This window comes from Bradyrhizobium sp. sBnM-33 (assembly GCF_032917945.1).
Classification (GTDB): domain Bacteria; phylum Pseudomonadota; class Alphaproteobacteria; order Rhizobiales; family Xanthobacteraceae; genus Bradyrhizobium.
Genome location: NZ_CP136624.1, coordinates 8,625,164 through 8,645,170 on the forward strand (window position 1 = coordinate 8,625,164; position 20,007 = coordinate 8,645,170).

Sequence of the window (20,007 nt, forward strand, 5' to 3'; positions counted from 1 at the left end):
ATCGCGCCAACCAAGGTCCGCGGCTGTAGGCCATCGACCGGGCGCTATTGTGACTTTTTGCGCGATCGAGGCATTGTGATGCAATGTTCGGTTGCCGACGCTTAACTTGTGTTCGGTTCCAACCCTCTGTGCGCATCTGACCGCGCATATTCCTGGAACCACCCGTCCCAAGCGGTCTGCATCTTTGTCCCGCAATCACAATGTCGGTTTCGAAAGCGAGGCATGCGATCCAAATCGCGCGGGCGCGGGTAACTTGTAATCGATAGCTCAGCAAGTAGCCCGCATGAACAAGAACTATATTCGAGATCGGCATACCAAAACCTGGATGTCGCTTCGCTCGTCCGGACTACGCTTGCTTGGAGGCGGTATGACACATCGGACCGCAAGCGTCGTCGCAGTCTTGCTGGTGACCTTTCCTGCCGTTGCGAGCGGGCAGCTGAACTGCGCAGCGATACCTCATGGACCGGCACGCACCGATTGCTATCTCGGCCTAAGTCAGTTCTATCGTGCGCAATCGGATCTCGCCGCCGCCAGAGCGCTCGCGCAATCAGACGCCGCGTGGTATCGAGCAATTACCGGAACAGACCCTCCGAAATTCAAACGATATCGGCGACGATAAAAGCCCAGCAAGTAGCCCGCACGAGCCAACGGATCGCGAACGCGCGCTCCGCGACGAGCGCAATTGCGCTCGCGCAGTGATGATAGGCTCCGCGAGATCAGGGGATCGGCACCAACCAAAAGCCGGATGCCGCCTCGCTCATGGAGCTATGCTTGCTGTTCGCTGTTCTTCGCCGAACCGAGCAGTTACAAAGCGATACGCGTAAATCATCGGTCGCGCTGCCCAGACGGCAGGGCGACCGCCCAACAACAAGAAACGGGTGGAATGTCATGCATCGTAAGGTCATCGCACTGGCTGCAGCAGTAATCGGAATCGTAACTTGCGGACCAGCTTGGGCGGGATGGCCAGACGACAAGCCAATCGAAGTTGTCATCGGTTTTGCTCCCGGTGGCGGTACCGACGTCATGGCGCGCAAGCTGTTGCCGTTCGTCGAGCAGAGACTGGGCGGTAAGGCCAAATTCGTCGTGCTGAACAAACCTGGCGCCGGCGGCGAGATCGCGTTTGCCTCGATTGCCCGCGCCGCGCCGGATGCTTACGCGATGGGCGTGGTCAACGTGCCCGGCTATAATTTCATCCCGATGACGCGAAAGACCCAGTACAGCATGGATGAAATCCGCCTTGTCGCGCGCGTGGTCGACGATCCCAGTGTGATCGTGGTGCCTGCGGCAAGCAAGCTTGCAAGTCTTGCGGACGTTCTGGCTGCGCTGCGCAGCAAGCCGGGTTCGATAACGTTCGGTCACAATGGTGCTGGCACGAACGGGCATCTGGCGATCCGCATGCTGGCGAAGGCCGCCAAGGTTGAACCCAACGAAATTTCCTATAGGGGAACGGCCGCGCAAAGGACTGATCTTCTGGGCGGCCATCTAGATGTTGGAATGGTCAGCCTCAGCGAAGTCCCCGAGCTGCACGGCACCAACAAGGGACAACTCCGCGCCATTGCGATCCTGTCGAAGCAGCGCTCGCCGTCACTCCCCGACGTTCCGACAGCAGAGGAAGCAGGCATTCCGGTCACGATGACAGCGGAACGCGGCTTCGCCGTACCAAAGGCCGTTTCGGACGAGGTCGTCAACAAGCTTGAAGCTGCCATTGCGGACGGCTTGCGCGATCCGGAATACATCAAGAGCTCGCCCGGCGACGCCCCCGTTCTCGCGTTTATGCCCGGCGCAGAATGGCAAAAGCGCCTCGACGATATGACGCAAGCGCTGCGACCGTTTGCGGAAGAGATGCGGGCGAGTGAGCAGAAGTGAGAGCGCGCCGCGGTGACGGTGCACTTAAGTGATCCCGCGGTCAATCAAATACGTCTCGATTTGGCGTATGTATGAGGTGCACTGTCACCGTAATCCCAACGATATGCGGGGACAGGACTAACCAGAACCCCGGATATCGCTTCGCTGATCCGAGCTGCGCTTGCTGTATCTGCTCGCGCCATTTTGAGGCCTTGGCCGTCGGAAAGGTTTCAGGTCGTTCGCCGGTGACGGCCGCGCGTAGAAGGCTCGGACCGCGAAAATACCGTGGCGAAAGAAAACGAGGCAACTTGTCGGGAGCGGCGCCAGTCGTTCGTCCTCTGAATGCAAAGCGCAAGAACCGGAACCTAGTCATGAGAACCACGCACGTCACTTTCGACAGCGTCATGCAATCACCCGGAGCCTTCCAATGACCCCCACTATCACAGCCTTTGAACGGTCGCCCGACCGCGGCAAGGGACAGGCACGTGACATGCGTGTTCGTTGGGCGCTCGAAGAAGTAGGCCAACCGTACGACGTTCGGTTTGTTTCGTTCAGCGAGATGAAGGGACCCGCGCATCGTGCGCTTCATCCATTCGGGCAGATCCCGACCTATGAAGAAGGCAATCTCGCCCTGTTCGAGTCGGGGGCGATCGTGTTCCATATCGCGGAGCGCCATAGTGGCCTGCTGCCGGACGATGCGAATGCCCGGGCACGCGCGATCACATGGATGTTTGCCGCGCTTAACACGGTGGAGTCACCGATTGTTGATCGCGAAATTGCCACGCTCGTGGAGCGCGACAAGACCTGGTACGAGCAGCGCCTGCCTATCCTCGAGGATCGCATCCGTGGCCGGCTGGACGAACTTTCCAGTCGGCTTGGCGATGCCGACTGGCTCGATGGCGCGTTCAGCGCCGGTGACCTGCTGATGGTAACGGTGCTGCGCAGGTTGAACAGATCGGGCATACTGGACGCATATCCGAACCTCTCCGCCTATATCGCCCGCGGCGAAGCACGGCCGGCCTTTAAGCGTGCTTTCGAGGCTCAATTGGCGGTTTTCATCGCCGCATCGACCGGCTGATGAGGGCCGCCCTGCGTCGCTGAGCCCATCGGAGCGAATGCCCGGTTTTAGGTGGTAAACGCTCGCGGGGAATGTCCGCAATTGGTTAGCAAGCAGCTCGCATCAGCAAAGCGATATGCGGGGATGGGAACTCGCCAAAAGCCCGGATGTCGCTTCGCTCATCCGGGCTACGCTTGCTGATCAGCGTTTCCGCGGCTTGTCCGCTGACTGGTACATGGAAAGGACATGCCCCTCCGGGTCCTTGATTTCCGCCGACCAGCCGCCCGGCGCGTGACTGACCGGCGTCACGATCGTGACGCCCTTGGTGGCCAACTCCGAGACCATGTCGTCGATGCCGCCCTCCGCGATCTCAAACGTGACAATCGGCGTGTTGCCCGGCCGCGACTCCTGCTTGATGAAGAGCAATTCCACGCCGTTGATCGTCGTAGCTATCAGCCAGGGATTGCCGCCGCCGTCGTCGTCCATCCGTTGAACCGCCAAGCCAAGCACGTCTCGGTAGAACGCCTCGGTACGGTTGATGTCGTTGACATAGTGGCAGACGGCACCCAGTCGGCACTTCGCGAACATGGATCTACTCCTTCAAATGGTTCGAGCCGCTACCTAGTTGCCGGACGCCCGGCTTTCGTGAGGTGCTTACGACAAAAAGGTGCCCGTCCGGATCATGGCTGGCGAGCACAACGCCCGGCCTCCGGGCCGGCGGCAGAAGTGCGCGCCGAATGATGCCGAAATTGAGGGGGCCGCTGAGCCCGGATATACCGTCCAGCGAGCCACCGCCCTCGGCCCGCCAACGGCGCCGGATGTCGGCGATGCGCTGACGTAAGGCAGGCTCATTCATCCGCAGCAGCCAAAGGATCTCACGCTTGCTGTGGCCCGTCAGAACTAGCAGCGCTGTGGTGCGGAGGTTTGGCGGGAGCCGTTCCACGAACCACACCGGGACCTCCGCGCTCTGGCCGGTGTGCGCGTCCATCAGGGCGGCGCGCTGCTCGCGGGTCCGCCTGCGAACAGCAGTACGCGCATCGAACAAGGCGCGCCTGCGAAGTGCACCGACGAACCACCGGCGATTGGCCGCGCAGGAGAGGTCCTCCCTGCCGGCCTCAACCGCCGCAAGCCAGACCGTCTGAAAAAGGTCCTCGGCTTCCGGCCGCCTGCGGGCCGCACGCTGAGCCTCCCGCAATAGTTGCGAGAATATGCTTGGCGGCACGTTGCTCTCCACATTTCACCAAGGTTCTCTGTTATCCTGGGCTGCTTGCGCCAGAGCGCCTAAGATCACAGGAGTTGCATCTGCCCGCCCATAGGACGGAGCGGACGAGGTCCGTGCGCCGCACAGGCCCCTCATCGCGGTTTCCTCCCTTGAGGTTTTCATACCCCCGGAGTACGCGGCGCGGTCATCGTGGGGCCGCCATCCGAAAACCTTTCACAGGAATGGAAGTGACGCTCTGAATTTGTGATGTCTGCTCTTGCGCAAAAAAGCAGACACGGATTCGCGGCTATATCGCGTCGGCTTCGCCTTCGCTCTCTCTTAATCACAATGGGCTCTGAAGTTTGCTAAGTCGCTACAGGAACAAAATCATGGTGCCCAGGGGCGGGATCGAACCACCGACACTGCGATTTTCAGTCGCATGCTCTACCAACTGAGCTACCTGGGCATACTCGAAGGCCCAAAGGCCGGGCGAGCGGGCGGTTTATAGAGAGGTCGGAGGGATGTGTCCACCCGGCTTCGCCTTCGGCTACGCCGGGCGCGGCCCGGCTTCGGACTCGTCCCCAAATATTTGGCGAATCACCGTTATTCGGCGTCTTCGGGGTCGGTGGGGCGACCGGGGATGACGTAGCGGCCGGAGAGCCAGCGGTTCAGGTCGACGTCGCGGCAGCGCTTGGAACAGAATGGGAGCGTGGCCGGATCGGCCGGCTTGCCGCAGACCGGGCAGGGTTTTGGCGGCTTGGGCGCGCCGGTATCCTTCCCACCGGTATCCTTGGGGCCGTCAACTGGCATTGAGCCAGCCGAACCGGATCGGGAAGCCCTCCCCGCCGAGCAGCGTAACCGATTCGTAGAGCGGAAGGCCCACGACGTTGGTGTAGGAGCCGACCATCTTGACCACGAAGGAGCCGGCGATGCCCTGCACGGCATAGCCGCCGGCTTTGCCGCGCCATTCGCCGGAGCCGATATAGGCCTGGATGTCATCTTCGCTCAAACGCTTGAAGCGGACGCGGGTTTCGATCAGGCGCTGGCGGAACGCCTCCTTTGGCGTCACCAGGCAGATCGCGGTGTAGACGCGGTGATTGCGCCCCGACAGCAGCCGCAGGCACTGCGCGGCCTCGTCGACCAGATTGGCCTTCGGCAGGATGCGGCGGCCGACCGCGACCACTGTGTCGGCGGCCAGGATGAAGGCACCGCGCAGCTCGTCGTCGAGGTGAACGGATTTCAGCGCCGCATCGGCCTTGGCGCGCGCCAGGCGGTTGGCGCAGGCGCGCGGCAGCTCGCCCCGCTTCGGGGTCTCGTCGACATCGGCCGGGCGCAGCGCGTCGGGCTCGATGCCGGCCTGGTTGAGCAGGCTGAGCCGCCGCGGCGAACCGGAAGCAAGAACGAGTTTGGGACGGCCAAGCATGCTGAGTTTGTCGGGAAATGGATTCGGGTGGGATCGCGCGCGCGGAACCTATCGGAAGGCACTCCATTCCACAACCGGGGAACAAGTGTTTGACCGAGCTTTCATTTCTGCCTCGCCAAGATGAAGCTATCGTGTCCCGGACGCGGGCAGCAACGCGTAGCGTTGCTCCGCTGAAGCGGGACCTAATGGCCGACGTGGACCCCGGATCAGCAGCGCACCGCTGTCGCGCTGCGCAGCAGCCGGGGAACGCCGGCCGGCTGCTGGTCTATCCGTTTACGGCCTCACCTTGAATCTCGTGTCCCGGACGCGGTGCAGCGCATAGCGTTGCTCCGCAGAGCCGGGACCCAAGATCGGCACTGTAGCCGTCATACCCCGCGAATGCAGGGTATCCAGTACGCCGCGGCCTCTCGATCCAATAACCGCCGTCTCTGGAATACTGGATCACCCGCTTTCGCGGGTGACGACAGCCGAGTTTGCGGATCGGCCGCATGGACCCCGGATCAGCAGCGCAACACTTCGCGTTGCGCAGCATCCGGGGACGCCGGCCGGCAGTTCATCCCCGCGACGGCTACCCGCTCGCCGCCCCGGCCTTGGCGAAGCGGCGGCGGATGCGCATCAACAGGCCGTCGCAGACGTCGCGATAGGCGGCGAGCTTCTGCTCGCGGCTGCCTTCCGCGTCGGTCGGGTCCGGCGTCGGCCAGTATTCGACATCGGCGGCATGGGTGCGCGTCAGCTCCAGCGCCTTGTGGTGGGCTTCCGGCGACAGCGTGATGATGAGATCGAAATTGAGCCCTTCCCAATCCTCGAGCTCTTCAAACGTGATCGGCTTGTGGCCGGAAATATCCTGGCCGAGCTCCGCCATCACGGCGACCGCGAACGGATCGAGCTCGCCCTTCTTGACGCCGGCGGACTTTACGTAGAGGCCTTGCGGGAACATCTGCTGCAACAGGCTCGCCGCCATCGGCGAACGCACGCTGTTCAGCCCGCATGCGAACAGCACGGCCTGCGGATTGCGCGCGCGGGGCGGCGCCTCCATGCGGTCAGGCTTCTCTCTTCCGGGGCGCGACTTCGCTGCGCGCGGAGCTCGGGATCATGCGTCCTGCCCCTTCCAGTGCAGCACACAGATCAACGTGAACAGGCGGCGGGCGGTTTCGAAATCGATGCGGACCTTGCCCTTCAGCCGCTCCTGCAGCGTGCGCGAACCTTCGTCATGGATGCCGCGGCGGCCCATGTCGATCGCCTCGATCTTGTCGGGCGTCGCCGTGCGGATCGCCTGATAGTAGCTGTCGCAGATCATGAAATAGTCCTTCACGATCCGCCGGAACGGCGTCAGCGACAAGAGATGCGCGACAACAGGCGTGCCATCCTCTTTGCGGATGTCGAACATCAGCCGGTTGCCGGTAATGGCGATGTGCAGCGTGTACGGCCCCTGCTCCGTCCCTTCCGGCGCGAACAGGTTCTGCTCGATCAAATCGTAGATCGCGATCGCGCGCTCGTGCTCGATATCGGGACCGGAACGGCCGATCGATTCCTCGTCGAGCGTCACCGCGACGATGCGGTTGTGCAGGTCATCGTCTGGCGGCGGCTTGTTCATGGCAAATTGAGGCGCAATCCGACGGAGCGTGAATGGGCATCCAGACCCTCGGCCTTGCCCAGGGTCATCGCGGCAGGCCCCAGCGCGCGCAACTGGTCCGGCCCGCATTTGAGAATCGAGGTGCGCTTCATGAAGTCTAGCACGCCGAGCCCGGACGAAAACCGCGCCGAGCGCGCCGTCGGCAGCACGTGGTTGGAGCCGCCGACATAATCGCCGATCGCTTCCGGCGTATGGGCGCCGAGAAAGATCGCGCCGGCATTGCGAACCTTTGCCGACAGATCTTCCGGATCTGCGGTGATGATCTCCAGATGCTCGGCGGCGATCGCGTTCGCAAGCTGCACCGCCTCGTCGAGCTCTTTCACCATGATGATGGCGCCGAAGTCGTTCCACGAGGCCCGCGCGATCTCGGCGCGGGGCAGCGTGGCAAGTTGGGATTCCACTGCGCGCTCGACGTCCGTGGCCAGGCTTGCGCTGTCGGTGATCAGGATCGACTGCGCGCTGGCGTCATGCTCGGCCTGCGCCAAAAGATCAGCGGCGATCCAGCCGGCATTGCCCGTATCGTCGGCGATGACGAGCACTTCCGAAGGGCCGGCGATCATGTCGATGCCAACCTTGCCGAACACCAGCCGCTTGGCTGCGGCCACGTAGGCGTTGCCGGGGCCGACGATTTTGGCGACCGGCGCGATCGTCGCGGTTCCATAGGCCAGCGCCGCCACCGCCTGCGCGCCGCCGACGCGATAGATCTCGGAGACGCCGCCGAGATCGGCGGCCGCCAGCACCAGCGGGTTGAGCTTGCCGTCAGGCGACGGCACCACCATGACGACCCGCGGCACGCCGGCGACCTTGGCCGGCACCGCATTCATCAGCACCGAGGACGGATAGGCCGCGGTGCCGCCGGGCACGTAGAGGCCGACCGCATCGACCGCGCTCCAGCGCCAGCCGAGTTCGACGCCCAGCGCATCGGTGAAGCGCTCGTCCTTCGGCAGTTGCCGCTGGTGGAACGCCTCGATCCGGTCGCGGGCGAATTTCAGCGCGTCGATGGTGGCGGCATCGCAGGCCTTCACGGCGTCATCGATCTCGGCCGCGGTCACGCGCAGGCCGGGGGCTTCGATGTCCAGCCGGTCGAATTTCTTCGTCGCCTCGATCAGGGCGGCGTCGCCGCGCGCGGCCACGTCATCGACAATCGCCCGTGTGGCGCGCTCGACATCGGCCGAAACCTCGCGCTTGGCGGCGAGGAATTGCTTGAATCGTGAACCGAAATCGGCGCTGCTGGTATCCAGGCGAACGGGCATGGCGGCTTTCTGGGAGAGATCGAAGGCCCCTGCTCAATGGCGCGGCGGCCAAGGGCCGTCAACCCTTTGGGGATGCGGATGGGGCGAATGGCGTTGGGATAACCGTCATTCCGGGGCGATGCGCAGCATCGAACTATGGGGCGGGGCGCCCCTTGCGCCCCTGAGAATCTCGAGATTCCCCGGTGCGCAATTGCGCACCTGAGTCTGGTGCTTGCGCACCATCCCGGAATGACGTGCCCTCACCCCTCCGGCCCCAGGGGCGCTATCGCCAGGTCGCTGGTGCCGAGATCGTCGGTGCCGAGGTCGGTCAGCTCGCATTCCAGGCACTCGAGGTCCAGCCGCAGCGCCTCGCCGTGGCTGAACAGGAGAAGCGCGCTGCCGCCGGGGGCCTCGCCCGGGTGGAATTCGATCCCGACCAGTTCCAGCATCGCGGTGGGCCGCTGCAGATCGATGTTGCGCGATTTGCAGGCCAGCACCCGATCGAAGCGCAATGCCGCAATCAGGCGGCGCGGTTCGGTTCCGCCCGACAGCGTCTGCTCCCAGTCCAGCCGGCTCATGCCGACCACCAGCCGCTTTTCGCCCTGCCGCCAGACGATGTCGGAGGCCAGCACGCGGGCGTCCTGCACATGGGCCGATATGACGGCGAGATCGTCGGCATCGAGCGCCATCAATTTGAGCGGGTCAGCCGGCATTCCCAAAAGTCCTCGATCATCCTCTAATCGCTGATGCGCTGGATCAACGCACCGCAGGCCGAAAGTTTTTCCTCCAGCCGCTCGAATCCGCGGTCGAGGTGATAGACGCGGTTGACCATGGTTTCGCCCTCGGCGGCAAGGCCTGCGATAACAAGCGAAACCGACGCCCGCAAATCGGTCGCCATCACAGGCGCGCCGCGCAGTTTGGCGATGCCGTCGATGGTCGCAGTTTCGCCATCCAGCGATATCCGCGCACCGAACCGCGCCAGTTCCTGCACATGCATGAAGCGGTTCTCGAAGATCGTCTCGGTGATCTGCGAGGAACCGCCGGCGCAGGCCATCAGCGCCATCAATTGCGCCTGCAGGTCGGTTGGGAAACCCGGAAACGGCGCGGTCGACACCGTGACGGGACGGATACCCGCGCCATTGCGCGTGACCCGGATGCCGTCATTGTTGACGGTGATGACGGCGCCGGCTTGCACCAGCACGTCGAGCGCCGACTGCAATAGTTCGGGACCCGCGCCGGAAAGCTGCACGTCGCCGCCGGTCATCGCGACCGCCATCGCATAGGTGCCGGCCTCGATACGGTCCGGCAGCACGGTATGGTGCGCGCCGTGCAGCTTCTCGACGCCCTCGATGATGATGCGCGGCGTGCCGGCGCCGGTGATGCGCGCGCCCATCTTGTTCAGGCAATCGGCGACGTCTGCTATCTCCGGCTCGCAGGCGGCGTTGGTGATTGATGTCGTGCCCTTGGCCAGCGTTGCGGCCATGAGCGCGACATGGGTGCCGCTCACCGTCACCTTGGGAAAATCGATCGCAGCCCCGCGCAGGCCGCCGGGCGCTTTCGCCACCACATAGCCGCCGTCGATGGCAAGTTCAGCGCCGAGCTTTTCCAGCGCCATGATCAAAAGATCGACCGGCCGGGTGCCGATGGCGCAGCCGCCCGGCAGCGAGACCTTTGCCTCGTGCATTCGCGCCAATAGCGGCGCGATCACCCAGAAGCTGGCGCGCATCCGCGATACCAAGTCATAGGGCGCGGTGGTGTCGATGATGTTGGCGGCCGAGATGTGCAGGGTCTGGCCTTGATATTGGCCGTCGCCCGGTCGCTTGCCCGCCGACATGATGTCGACGCCGTGGTTGCCGAGGATGCGCTGCAACTGCGCAACGTCCGCAAGCCGCGGCACGTTGTCGAGGATAAGCGTTTCCTCCGTGAGCAGCGCTGCGATCATCAGCGGCAGGGCGGCGTTCTTCGCGCCCGAAATCGCAATGGTGCCGTTGAGCTTGCTGCCGCCGATAATACGAATGCGGTCCATGGCACCCTCCTGCTATGCACACATTGTGCGCGCGTGTCCGCAGCAGGAGCGGCGATATTTGCGGCGATTTGATGGGGTGGGTGCCTTAGCCGCAGCCGTCATTCCGGGGCGCGCGAAAAGCGCGAACTACGGGGCGCCCTTGCGCCCCTGAGAATCTCGAGGTTCTCAGAGGCGCAAGGGCGCCCCACAGTTCGATGCTAGCGCATCGCCCCGGAACGACATTCACACTGACGCTACGACCGGATGAACGCGAGCAAATCGGCGTTGATGGTGGCGGCCTCCGTGGTCGGCATGCCGTGCGGAAAGCCCTTGTAGGTCTTCAGCGTGCCGTTCTTCAGAAGCTTCGCCGACAATGGCGCGGAGTCTGCGTAGGGAACAATCTGGTCGTCGTCGCCATGCATCACCAGAACCGGCACGGTGATCTTCTTGAGGTCCTCGGTGAAGTCGGTCTGCGAGAAGGCGACGACGCCGTCGTAATGCGCCTTGGCACCACCCATCATGCCCTGGCGCCACCAGTTCTCGATCACGGCTTCCGACGGCTTGGCGCCTGGCCGATTGTAGCCGTAGAACGGACCCGACGCGAGGTCGCGATAGAACTGCGTGCGGCTCGCCGCGAGCTGGGCCTGAAGTCCGTCAAACACTTCCTTGGGCAGTCCGCCCGGATTGGAGGGCGTCTGCACCATCAGTGGCGGCACCGCGCTGAGGATCGCGGCCTTCGCCACCCGGCTCTCGCCGTGGCGAGCGATGTAATGCACCACCTCGCCGCCGCCGGTGGAATGGCCGACGTGAACGGCGCCTTTGAGATCGAGATGCGCCGTCAACGCCGCGAGATCGTCGGCGTAGTGGTCCATGTCGTGGCCGTCGGCCACCTGGCTGGAGCGGCCGTGGCCGCGGCGGTCATGGGCGATGACCCGAAAGCCGTTATTGAGGAAGAACAGCATCTGCGTATCCCAATCGTCCGCCGACAGCGGCCAGCCGTGGCTGAACACGATGGGCTGACCCTTGCCCCAATCCTTGTAAAAGATCTCGACGCCGTCTTTGGTGGTGATGGTGGGCATGGGAATTCTCCTCTGGTTACGCCGTTATTCCGAGCACGCGTCATTGCGTGGCAGGAATCCGAATGGTGTTGATGGAGCTTCTCAGGGGCGCAAAGGCGCCCCATAGTTCGCGCTGACGCGCGCCCCGGAATGACGAAATCAGCAAGCTTCACACCGGCCGGTATCGCCGGAGCACGCCGATGATCGCGACGACGAAGAAAATCAGCACGATGCCCTGGACGATGGCGAACGGCGGCTCGGCCGGCGGCACGCTCGGCGCCAGCGCATGCAGCGCCGGCACTTTGAGGAAGGACTGGATCACCAGCACGAATACGTTGAGATAGAGCGAGACCAGCGCGGTCAGCGCGTAGATCCAGCGCCAGGCACCCTTAAGCTTCATGCCATAAAGCGCAAAACAGGCGATCGCCAGCAGCACCAGCGAGAGAATGCCGATCATATGCGACGGCAACAGCTTCTCCGACAGCAGAGGCGGAATCGGAAATCCTGACGCGCTGGTCAGGATCGTGAACACCAGGAAGATCGCGGTCAGGCCCGGCATCCGCTTCGAGCCGAGCATCCCGAACATCACAATGATTCCCGCGACGATGGCGATCAGGCTGATGATGACGTGCACTGAAATAAATGTCGCCAAACTCATACCCAAAATCATGATGCGCCCCTTCGTTGGAAATCATCTAAAGGTTACGACGCGGCGCGAAGAATTTCCACACGCATCGCGTGCGGCCTTCGGCAAGGCAGGCATGTGCATGAATGAAGACACATCAACAAAAATTGTATGATGCACGAAATATTTGCGCTTCTGTCACAAATGACGGTAGCCACACCGTATCATAGCGACGGCTTCGCAGCGTCGGCGAGATAGCCATGCAGCGCGGCCACCACCTGCGCGCCCTCACCGATCGCGCCGCCGACGCGTTTGACCGAGCCGGAGCGCACGTCGCCAACCGCGAACACGCCGGGCACCGAGGTTTCCAGGGGCGGCACCGGGCGTCCCTGATTCTGCTCGGACTGCGCCCCCGTCACCACAAAGCCCGCGCGGTCGAGCGTGACGCCGCAGCCGTCCAGCCAATGGGTCGCCGGATCGGCGCCGACGAACAAGAAGAGGTTACGGACATCGAAACTGTGCTGTTCGGGCGCCAGGCGGCTCTTCCAGCGCACCCGTTCGAGCGATCCATCGCCGCCGCCTTCGACCGCAATCACCTCGGCGTTGAAGATCAGTTCGATGTTGGGCGCCGCCTCGATCCGCTCGATCAGGTAGCGCGACATGCTGGCGCCCAGCCCGCCGCCGCGGATGATCATGTAGACCTTGCGCGCATGGCCGGAGAGAAATACTGCGGCCTGGCCTGCGGAATTGCCGCCGCCGACCAACACGACATCCTGGCCCACGCACAGCTTGGCCTCGATCGGCGAGGCCCAATACCAGACGCCGCGGCCTTCGAATGCGTCGAGATTTTCGATCTCCGGCCGCCGGTAACGCGCCCCGCTCGCCACCACTATGGATTTGGCGCGCAGCGACTGCCCGCATTCGGTGGCCAGCGCGAATACGCCGTCGCGCTGCGAGCAATCCAGCGACCTCACCGAAACCGGAATCAGCATTTCGGCGCCAAATTTTTGCGCCTGATTGTAGGCGCGCCCCGCGAGCGCCTGCCCCGAGATGCCGGTCGGAAAGCCCAGATAGTTTTCGATGCGCGCACTGGCGCCGGCCTGGCCGCCGAACGCCCGGGCGTCGAATACCGCCACCGACAATCCTTCGGAGGCGGCATAGACCGCCGTGGCGAGACCGGCGGGACCGCCGCCGACCACCGCCACATCATAGAGCCTCTCATGCGCATGGTTGGTGATCATGCCGACCGCCAGCGCCAGCGACGTCTCCGACGGATTGCGCAGCACGGTACCGTCAGGACAAACCACCAGCGGCAGATCGGCCCGCGAGGCCGCATAGCGCGCGACGAGATCGGCCGCGTCCTTGTCGGTCGCGGGATCGAGCACGTGGTGCGGCTGGCCGTTGCGCGCCAGGAAATTCTGCAAGCGCGCGGTATCGCCGAGAGAGGGCGAGCCGATCAGCACCGGCCCGCCGACGCCGCCCTGGATCAGGCTGACCCGGCGCAGGATCAGCGCGCGCATGATGCGCTCGCCGAGTTCGGCTTCGGCGACCAGCAGCGCGCGCAATTGGTCCGGCGGGATCAGCAGCGTTTCGACATCGCCCTCGGCATGACCGTCGACCAGCGCGACGCGGCCGGAAAGCTGACCGATCTCGGCCAGGAATTGTCCCGGGCCCTGGTCGATGACGGGCGTGATATGGCCGAGGCCGTCGCGCTGGGTGATCGCGACTGTGCCCGACAGCACCACGAACATGCCGGGACCGACCTTGCCGGTCTCGAACAGGGTCTCGCCGTCCCTATACGTCCGAAGCTCCCCGAACCGGCGCATGCGCGCGATTTCGTGATCGGAGAGCGCCGGGAATGTCTGTTCGTAACGTGGAAACGCGATGGAAGCCGCGCCGGTCGCCGGACCGGCCGTGATGTCTGCACTCATGATCGCCACCCAAGGAAACAACAACGCGCAAAAAATGTCAGGCCGCCCGGCGAGCGATCGGGGATTCCCCTCTACGCTACTGGCCCGGCTTTTCTCCGCTGCCGTCATCTAGGGAGGCATTGGGGCTTTCGGAAGACACGCCGCCATCACTGCGCCCGCGCGCCTGCGACTTCCGCCGCTTGAGATTTTCGCGCAGCGCCAGCTTCAGCCGGTCGCGTCGTGAATCCTTCACATCCGCAGCCGTCTTCCCTGCGCCCTTGCCTTGATCACCCGTCATCATCAGTCCGCCGAATATGCCTTGGTCGAAACGGCGTTAGCCACGCCGCCATTCCAAGATAGTCGGTTTCGATCATCCATGCCGCGGCGGCTCGCCAGCACCTCACGCCAAGCAGCGGAAGCCAGGATTCGGCCGCTCAAGGCGAGGTCGGGAACCGGAGTAAGGCCCGAGATTGCCCAATTACCCTAGGTCCCGATCGTAGGCGCCGACTTTACCCCATTTTGGTGCTTTCCCGGCCTGCCCGCGCGCTTGCACCAGAAGGGCCCTTGTGGCAAGAACCGGCCGCCTGTAAGGCCTTTAGGGCCGATTCCCTGATACCGGGCATGCTGCCGTAGCTCAGTGGTAGAGCACTCCATTGGTAATGGAGAGGTCGACAGTTCAATCCTGTCTGGCAGCACCATCTTTCCTCTGAACCATCAGCCACAAGGCCCCGGCGCATCGGGCTGCGGCGGTCATTCGCTTCCCTCGAAACGTTGTGATTTTTTGAGCGTCGTCGTGGCCGTCTGTAGGAGCTTATGTAATCTTGAAACGATCATACACCGTGGAGTTTGGCGGTCGACGCAAAATGCGGGTGTGACCCCACGGCTTCATGCGGGACGATCCGATCGGTTGCACAACGTATGATGTCGTAGCATTCACAGGTAGCTTCCTCGAGCCGCACCCTGTCGATTTCAACCAAGCCCCGCCGAGCGGATCTGATGGCGCCTATGGCGCGGAGTTTGGCAATCACCTGCGTCACGGTCGTTCGTCGCACCCCGAGCAACTGCGAAAGTGTCCCCTGCGTTAATGATAGGATATTGTTGCCCTCGGTTCGATCGTGCAGGTGAAGCAGCCACCGGGCCATGCGGGCCTCGACCGAGTGCAGTCCGTTGCAGGCTGAGACGTGCTGGAACTGCATGAGTATCGACCTCGTGTGCGCCTCGACCACATGTCTGATGGCGCCGCTCTCCATGTAGGCTGCATGAAACCGCGACACGGAGATTTGCGATGCGGTGCCGCCCACCCGCACGACCGCGGTCACGGACGACAAGAAAGAGGGTCCCAGCACCGATAATGCGCCGATCGCTCCCTCGCGCCCGATTACGGCGGTTGCGATCGTTTCTCCGTTCGGAAGGCCGAGCATGAAGGAGATGGCCCCGCTATGGGGAAAGTAGACGTGGTGGCGTCGATCTCCCGCTCGTATCACGACGGCGTCCTGTTCGAGCGACACCTTCTGGAGATGCGGCGTGAGCAACGCGAGGTCTGCCGGCGGCAACGCGGTGAGAAGACGATTACCGGCGCTCGCCGGAAGGCCCATCACGAGAGACTTCTTCCCTCAGAAGAACACGGAGTTCTCCTGGAATGTCTTTGGCCGGAATGTCTTCTGCGCTGCGCCGACACTAACTCCACTTTCATCGTGCATCGTTCCGGCTTTGAGCTGCCTTCTTGGATGCGATACTTGCTGAGTACCCTACGGCGCCGCGCCGGTAAAGGTAGGAACCTTGGGTGATCGGGCGGGAACCGCTTCGACACCAGGCTCAGGACCGCTGGCGAGGCAAAAAGCTCAATAAATTCAGTTTACGGGGTGTTTCTCTCGACAGTTCCTGTCTGGCAGCAACATCCCCTTCCAATAGATGACCGACCTTAATCGGGAATCAGTCCGGGAGCGGGATCATTCGGCTGGATTATCGGCAGGGGCGCTCACGACCCGAGCGCGACGTTGCGGAACGCCTTGACCAGCGATCCTTCCAGCTTGCCCTCCATGCCGCAAAGAATTTGGTAGGCGGCGGGCCGCGGCATTGGCGGCCGGTAGGGTCTCGACTCAATGAGCGCGGCGAAGATGTCCGAGATCGTCAGCAACCGGACCAGATCGGAAATCTGCGACGCCTTCAGTCCATCCGGATAACCTGTACCATCCAGATATTCGTGATGGTGCCTCACACCGTCCAGAATCTCCGGACTGATGCCGGATACGCCCTTCAAGAGATCATATCCGATCACGGGGTGGCGCTTGATGATCTCCTCCTCGTCGGGGTCCAAGCGCCCGGGCTTGTCCAGGATCGACAGCGGGATGCGCGCCTTGCCGATGTCGTGAAGCGTTGCAGCCAGTCCGAGCCGCGCTACGTCCGCGCGGGAGAAGCCGATATCGAGCGCGAAGCCGACCGCAACACCCGTGACGAGCAGGCAATGCTGAAACGTGCCCTCGTGGTAGCGGCGCACCTCGTCGAGCCAGGGCGAAAGGCCATCCTGCCCGACGCGGTTAATGATCTTCGACGTCGCACGCTGCGCCTCGGCAGGTTTCACCGGCTTGCCAAGGCGCACATTCGAAAACATCGAGGCGAAGGCGGCCACACCCTCGTCCATCTCCGATGCCGGATCTGCGGCTTTATCGGCAGCCGCCGCTTCCACTGCTTCGATCTGCGTAACCTTGAGAATGGCTTCCTTGGCGCGCGAAAGAACCGCGGTCGCGCCGAGCGCATAGGCCTGCGCAACCATCGAACGCGTGAGGTTGTGAACGACGAACAGTTTCTCGGGAATACCGGCAAGGTCCTGCAATATGAACCTGAGCTGATCGACGCGCGGCATCTGCCGCAGGTCGACGTCGACCATCAGCACGCCATGCGACCTGATCCGGGTGCCGCCGCCACCCAGCAACCAGGGAACCACGGCGTGTTGCGGCTCGAGCATCGCGCGGATCGCCGGTAGTTTCGTCGGTTCGTCTGTGACAAAATAGACGAGCATTTCGAGAAAAGTCCGTACGCACCAATATTGAAGAATCGTCTCACAACCTTGAATAACTGAAAACAAGTTAAACAATCGATGGATCGAAAAAGCCGAGCCCGCGCTCGGCGCCATCGGCATCAGGCGCTCTAATGCGCCTTATTCTTGAACATCAGGGCTACCTTGCCGTTAAGCGTCCACCTCGTATAACTACGTACCTCAAACGAGGTACGCCCGCCGTTCGTCCGAAGACCATCAGATCGAGGGCCCGCCAGTGAATGATCTCCTGTCGTCGCGAAGCGAACGGCGGACCGAGAGATTAATGCTGTGCGCTTTGGCCCTGGCCGGCTGTCTGCTGGCGGGCCCAGCGTCAGGGCAGGCCGAGCTCGCCGGGGCAACGGCCAAACTTTCGCTGCAGGTTGCGACCGCCATGCTCGGCGAACGCTGCCGCCGCGTCGAGGCACCGAATCCCGCATCGTTCGCATCGGTATCGTTGCACCGGACCTTTCACGATGATTTCGACTCGCATCCGCTGGTGGATGGAAGATGGGTGCCACACTACGCCGGCGGCGCCGCCTGGCCGGAAGCGCGCTATTGGGGCGGCGACGGCTCCGATTTCAGGCGCAAGACCAGTTACAACGGCGAGCAGCAGATCTACGTCGATCCGCGTTATGGCGGGCGGGAAACAACCCCGCTCGGCCTCGATCCGTTCAAGGTCAAGGACGGCATTCTCTCAATCGTCGCCAGCCGCACCCCGCCGGCGCTGAAGGCCCTGCTGTTCAACAACGAGTATATCTCGGGCATCCTGACGACGCAGAGCCGGTTTTCCCAGAAATACGGATATTTCGAGATCCGCGCCAAGATACCGGTCGGCGTCGGCGTGTGGCCGGCGTTCTGGATGCTCGCGGATGACGGCGGCTGGCCGCCGGAAGTCGACATCATGGAGGGCCGCGGGCAACGGCCGGGCGACATCGTGATGACGACGCATTGGCGGATACCGGAGACGCAGCGCGTGGAACGCTGCGGGTTTGACTTCCGCGTGCCGGACGCCCCGACCGTGTTCCACGACTACGGCGTGCTGTGGCAGCCGGATCGCATCACCTATTTCATCGACCGCCAGCCGGTCTCCGAGATCAAGGTCCCCATCGGCTTCGGCGTGCCCATGTACATGATCGTGAACCTCGCCATGGGCTCGAAGACTCTCGAGGGCGTGGGATTCGTCGACGGCGAGTCGCCCGCGACCGTCGCATTCGAGGTCGACAGGATATCCGCCTACCAGATCGACGAACGCTGACCGGAGATGACGATGTTCGGAAAATTCTCGCGCCGGCATTTTGCAAAGCTGGCAGGCTTGTCCGCGCTCGGAATGGCGGCGCAACCCTCTGACGCCGCAGCGCAGCCGGCGGTCGACCATCCCTCATCGGCGAGCTTTCCGAAAGACTTCGTCTGGGGCACCGCGACGTCGGCCTATCAGATCGAGGGCGCCGTGATCGAAGACGGCCGCGGCCGCTCGATCTGGGATACGTTCTCGCACACGCCCGGCAAGATCGAGGACGGCACCAGCGGCGACCGTGCCAATGAGCACTATCACCGCTACAAGGAAGACATCGGCCTGATCAGGGAATTGGGCGCGAGGGCCTACCGGTTTTCGATCGCGTGGCCGCGGGTGTTTCCGGAAGGAACGGGTAAGCCGAACCCCAGGGGCCTCGACTTCTATGACCGCCTCGTCGACGAACTGCTCAAGAACGGCATCGAACCATACGGGACGCTCTATCACTGGGACCTGCCTCAGGCGCTCGAGGACAAGGTCGGCGGCTGGCGATCCAGCGAAACGTCAAAAGCGTTCGGCGATTATGCGGGCTATGTGGCGGCGCGCCTGTCTGATCGCGTCCGGTCGATCTTCACGATCAACGAAGCCGGAAGGTTCGTGAATTTCGGCTACGGATGGGGTATCGACGCCCCCGGGCTGAAACTGCCGGACGCTGACGTCAACCAGGTTCGCCACCATGTGGCGCTGGCGCATGGCCTCGCTGTGCAGGCGATCCGCGCGCAAGGACGCGCGGGCACCAGAGTAGGGCCGGCCGAAAACATCGCGGCCTGCGTGCCGGCGTTCGACACGCCGGAAAATGTTCGCGCGGCCGAGACAGCGACGCGCGAATTGAACTCGGGCTTTCTCGGCGTCATCCTGGAAGGCAAATACACCGACGGCTTTCTGCAATTCGCCGGCAAGAACGCGCCGAAATTCACCGCTGATGAATTGAAGATCATTTCCGAGCCGAACGATTTCGTCGGCCTCAACATCTACGCGCCGCAATTCTACATCGCCGCTTCCGACAAGCCGCCGGGCTGGAGCGTGCTGCCCTTTCCCACTTCCTTCCCGCACATGAATTCGGAATGGCTGCGCGTTGGGCCGGAGACGATCTACTGGGCGCCGCGGCTGGCGGCAAAGGTCTGGAACATCGAGACGATCTACATCAGCGAGAACGGCACCTCGTCGGAAGACAAGCTTCGCGCCGACGGCCAGGTCTACGACCTCGATCGCATCATGTATCTGCGCAATTACTTGCGGCAATTGCAGCGCGCGACGTCGGAGGGCGTCCCGGTTCGCGGCTACTTCCTCTGGAGCCTGATGGACAATTTCGAATGGATCTTCGGCTATAAGCAGCGCTTCGGGCTCTACCACGTCGACTTCGAGACGCAGCGCCGGACGCCGAAGCTGAGCGTCGCCTTCTATCGCGACGTGGTGGCGCGGAACGCGATCGGCGTCTGAACGCCGATCGCTGGCCTCAATACCTCGCGGCTTGCCGGATTGACGCTGGGACCTCGGTGATGGGCCGCTGCTTGCCGTCGGTTGCCACAGTCGTGGCGGGTTCATGCGCCAGCTTGCGCGATGATTCGTGACTGACAAATACGCCTGCAGCAGTGAGCATTAGCACGACATAAAGGGCGAACATGCCGCCGACCCATTTCCAATAAATCCGGCGGGCCTCGGGGGTAAGACTTTCAAGTAATCGGCGCAT

Annotated in this window: 20 protein-coding genes and 2 tRNA genes; 5 read left to right on the forward strand and 17 right to left on the reverse strand. The window is 63.1% G+C overall.

Features of this window, described 5'->3' with window-relative positions; translation table 11 throughout:
• Window positions 1-888: 888 nt before the first annotated feature.
• Entirely contained in the window at window positions 889-1,866 is a 978-nt protein-coding gene (locus RX328_RS40520) for a tripartite tricarboxylate transporter substrate binding protein (protein WP_213246457.1), read from the forward strand.
• A 406-nt stretch (window positions 1,867-2,272) separates the two neighbouring features.
• Window positions 2,273-2,923 carry a glutathione S-transferase family protein gene (locus RX328_RS40525; RefSeq protein WP_213246455.1) on the forward strand — a complete coding sequence of 217 codons (651 nt, stop codon included), beginning with the start codon at window positions 2,273-2,275 and terminating at the stop codon, window positions 2,921-2,923.
• A gap of 180 nt (window positions 2,924-3,103) precedes the next feature.
• Here RX328_RS40525 and RX328_RS40530 read toward each other — a convergent pair whose 3' ends face one another.
• The 14 genes from RX328_RS40530 to RX328_RS40595 form a co-directional block, all read right to left on the reverse strand.
• Window positions 3,104-3,490 (reverse strand): VOC family protein, encoded by a 387-nt coding sequence (locus RX328_RS40530; protein ID WP_213246453.1) that lies wholly within the window; start codon window positions 3,488-3,490, stop codon window positions 3,104-3,106.
• A gap of 4 nt (window positions 3,491-3,494) precedes the next feature.
• Window positions 3,495-4,124 (reverse strand): transcriptional regulator, encoded by a 630-nt coding sequence (locus RX328_RS40535; RefSeq protein WP_213246451.1) that lies wholly within the window; start codon window positions 4,122-4,124, stop codon window positions 3,495-3,497.
• Between the two features lie 369 nt (window positions 4,125-4,493).
• Window positions 4,494-4,569, reverse strand: a tRNA-Phe gene (locus RX328_RS40540).
• Window positions 4,570-4,706: 137 nt separating this feature from the next.
• A complete protein-coding gene (gene yacG / locus RX328_RS40545; protein WP_213246449.1) occupies window positions 4,707-4,913 on the reverse strand; it encodes a DNA gyrase inhibitor YacG in 207 nt (68 codons plus the stop codon).
• On the reverse strand, window positions 4,903-5,526 hold the full coding sequence (locus RX328_RS40550; RefSeq protein ID WP_213246447.1) for a Maf-like protein: 624 nt from the start codon (window positions 5,524-5,526) through the stop codon (window positions 4,903-4,905). The genes yacG and RX328_RS40550 overlap by 11 nt, the downstream gene beginning before the upstream one ends.
• Before the next feature lie 568 nt (window positions 5,527-6,094).
• Entirely contained in the window at window positions 6,095-6,562 is a 468-nt protein-coding gene (locus RX328_RS40555) for a low molecular weight phosphatase family protein (protein ID WP_213246445.1), read from the reverse strand.
• Between the two features lie 54 nt (window positions 6,563-6,616).
• Complete coding sequence (locus tag RX328_RS40560) at window positions 6,617-7,120, reverse strand: UPF0262 family protein (protein WP_213246443.1); 504 nt, start codon at window positions 7,118-7,120, stop codon at window positions 6,617-6,619.
• Window positions 7,117-8,412 carry a histidinol dehydrogenase gene (hisD, locus tag RX328_RS40565; RefSeq protein WP_213246441.1) on the reverse strand — a complete coding sequence of 432 codons (1,296 nt, stop codon included), beginning with the start codon at window positions 8,410-8,412 and terminating at the stop codon, window positions 7,117-7,119. Before hisD ends, RX328_RS40560 begins: the two co-directional genes overlap by 4 nt.
• A 239-nt stretch (window positions 8,413-8,651) precedes the next feature.
• Entirely contained in the window at window positions 8,652-9,104 is a 453-nt protein-coding gene (locus RX328_RS40570) for a DUF2948 family protein (protein ID WP_213246439.1), read from the reverse strand.
• A gap of 23 nt (window positions 9,105-9,127) precedes the next feature.
• Window positions 9,128-10,417, reverse strand: coding sequence for a UDP-N-acetylglucosamine 1-carboxyvinyltransferase (murA, locus tag RX328_RS40575; RefSeq protein ID WP_213246437.1), 1,290 nt, complete (start codon window positions 10,415-10,417; stop codon window positions 9,128-9,130).
• A gap of 233 nt (window positions 10,418-10,650) precedes the next feature.
• Window positions 10,651-11,475, reverse strand: a complete 825-nt coding sequence (locus tag RX328_RS40580; RefSeq protein WP_213246435.1) for an alpha/beta fold hydrolase — start codon at window positions 11,473-11,475, stop codon at window positions 10,651-10,653.
• A 148-nt stretch (window positions 11,476-11,623) separates the two neighbouring features.
• Entirely contained in the window at window positions 11,624-12,124 is a 501-nt protein-coding gene (locus tag RX328_RS40585) for a hypothetical protein (protein ID WP_213246433.1), read from the reverse strand.
• 179 nt (window positions 12,125-12,303) lie between these two features.
• Window positions 12,304-14,010 carry an FAD-dependent oxidoreductase gene (locus RX328_RS40590; RefSeq protein ID WP_213246431.1) on the reverse strand — a complete coding sequence of 569 codons (1,707 nt, stop codon included), beginning with the start codon at window positions 14,008-14,010 and terminating at the stop codon, window positions 12,304-12,306.
• Window positions 14,011-14,086: 76 nt separating this feature from the next.
• Entirely contained in the window at window positions 14,087-14,287 is a 201-nt protein-coding gene (locus RX328_RS40595) for a hypothetical protein (protein ID WP_213246429.1), read from the reverse strand.
• Between the two features lie 325 nt (window positions 14,288-14,612).
• Here RX328_RS40595 and RX328_RS40600 point away from each other — a divergent pair.
• Window positions 14,613-14,687: transfer RNA gene (locus RX328_RS40600), tRNA-Thr, on the forward strand.
• A 132-nt stretch (window positions 14,688-14,819) separates the two neighbouring features.
• On the opposite strand, the gene RX328_RS40605 is transcribed toward RX328_RS40600, so the two are convergent.
• Together RX328_RS40605 and RX328_RS40610 are read right to left on the reverse strand one after the other, a co-directional pair.
• The gene (locus RX328_RS40605; protein WP_213247044.1) at window positions 14,820-15,584 is read right to left on the reverse strand and encodes a Crp/Fnr family transcriptional regulator; all 765 of its coding nucleotides are present in this window, start codon (window positions 15,582-15,584) and stop codon (window positions 14,820-14,822) included.
• 383 nt (window positions 15,585-15,967) lie between these two features.
• Window positions 15,968-17,008, reverse strand: a complete 1,041-nt coding sequence (locus tag RX328_RS40610) for an HD-GYP domain-containing protein (RefSeq protein WP_213246428.1) — start codon at window positions 17,006-17,008, stop codon at window positions 15,968-15,970.
• Between the two features lie 301 nt (window positions 17,009-17,309).
• On the opposite strand from RX328_RS40610, the gene RX328_RS40615 reads away from it, so the two are divergent.
• Both RX328_RS40615 and RX328_RS40620 read left to right on the forward strand, forming a co-directional pair.
• On the forward strand, window positions 17,310-18,281 hold the full coding sequence (locus RX328_RS40615; RefSeq protein WP_213246427.1) for a family 16 glycosylhydrolase: 972 nt from the start codon (window positions 17,310-17,312) through the stop codon (window positions 18,279-18,281).
• A 12-nt stretch (window positions 18,282-18,293) separates the two neighbouring features.
• On the forward strand, window positions 18,294-19,757 hold the full coding sequence (locus RX328_RS40620) for a GH1 family beta-glucosidase (protein WP_213246426.1): 1,464 nt from the start codon (window positions 18,294-18,296) through the stop codon (window positions 19,755-19,757).
• Window positions 19,758-19,773: 16 nt separating this feature from the next.
• On the opposite strand, the gene RX328_RS40625 is transcribed toward RX328_RS40620, so the two are convergent.
• Window positions 19,774-20,007: a hypothetical protein gene (locus RX328_RS40625; protein WP_213246425.1), complete on the reverse strand. Its 234-nt coding sequence runs from the start codon at window positions 20,005-20,007 to the stop codon at window positions 19,774-19,776.

What these genes read in the sequence shown, in the direction of transcription:
- hisD (WP_213246441.1), bottom strand. Translation starts at nt 8,412, where the DNA reads ATGCCCGTTCGCCTGGATACCAGCAGCGCCGATTTCGGTTCACGATTC.
- murA (WP_213246437.1), bottom strand. Translation starts at nt 10,417, where the DNA reads ATGGACCGCATTCGTATTATCGGCGGCAGCAAGCTCAACGGCACCATT.
- RX328_RS40555 (WP_213246445.1), bottom strand. Translation starts at nt 6,562, where the DNA reads ATGGAGGCGCCGCCCCGCGCGCGCAATCCGCAGGCCGTGCTGTTCGCA.
- RX328_RS40530 (WP_213246453.1), bottom strand. Translation starts at nt 3,490, where the DNA reads ATGTTCGCGAAGTGCCGACTGGGTGCCGTCTGCCACTATGTCAACGAC.
- RX328_RS40550 (WP_213246447.1), bottom strand. Translation starts at nt 5,526, where the DNA reads ATGCTTGGCCGTCCCAAACTCGTTCTTGCTTCCGGTTCGCCGCGGCGG.
- RX328_RS40525 (WP_213246455.1), top strand. Translation starts at nt 2,273, where the DNA reads ATGACCCCCACTATCACAGCCTTTGAACGGTCGCCCGACCGCGGCAAG.
- RX328_RS40520 (WP_213246457.1), top strand. Translation starts at nt 889, where the DNA reads ATGCATCGTAAGGTCATCGCACTGGCTGCAGCAGTAATCGGAATCGTA.
- RX328_RS40615 (WP_213246427.1), top strand. Translation starts at nt 17,310, where the DNA reads ATGCTGTGCGCTTTGGCCCTGGCCGGCTGTCTGCTGGCGGGCCCAGCG.
- RX328_RS40605 (WP_213247044.1), bottom strand. Translation starts at nt 15,584, where the DNA reads ATGGGCCTTCCGGCGAGCGCCGGTAATCGTCTTCTCACCGCGTTGCCG.
- RX328_RS40620 (WP_213246426.1), top strand. Translation starts at nt 18,294, where the DNA reads ATGTTCGGAAAATTCTCGCGCCGGCATTTTGCAAAGCTGGCAGGCTTG.
- RX328_RS40585 (WP_213246433.1), bottom strand. Translation starts at nt 12,124, where the DNA reads ATGATTTTGGGTATGAGTTTGGCGACATTTATTTCAGTGCACGTCATC.
- RX328_RS40590 (WP_213246431.1), bottom strand. Translation starts at nt 14,010, where the DNA reads ATGAGTGCAGACATCACGGCCGGTCCGGCGACCGGCGCGGCTTCCATC.
- RX328_RS40580 (WP_213246435.1), bottom strand. Translation starts at nt 11,475, where the DNA reads ATGCCCACCATCACCACCAAAGACGGCGTCGAGATCTTTTACAAGGAT.
- RX328_RS40595 (WP_213246429.1), bottom strand. Translation starts at nt 14,287, where the DNA reads ATGACGGGTGATCAAGGCAAGGGCGCAGGGAAGACGGCTGCGGATGTG.
- RX328_RS40625 (WP_213246425.1), bottom strand. Translation starts at nt 20,007, where the DNA reads ATGCGCCGATTACTTGAAAGTCTTACCCCCGAGGCCCGCCGGATTTAT.
- RX328_RS40560 (WP_213246443.1), bottom strand. Translation starts at nt 7,120, where the DNA reads ATGAACAAGCCGCCGCCAGACGATGACCTGCACAACCGCATCGTCGCG.
- RX328_RS40570 (WP_213246439.1), bottom strand. Translation starts at nt 9,104, where the DNA reads ATGCCGGCTGACCCGCTCAAATTGATGGCGCTCGATGCCGACGATCTC.
- yacG (WP_213246449.1), bottom strand. Translation starts at nt 4,913, where the DNA reads ATGCCAGTTGACGGCCCCAAGGATACCGGTGGGAAGGATACCGGCGCG.
- RX328_RS40610 (WP_213246428.1), bottom strand. Translation starts at nt 17,008, where the DNA reads ATGCTCGTCTATTTTGTCACAGACGAACCGACGAAACTACCGGCGATC.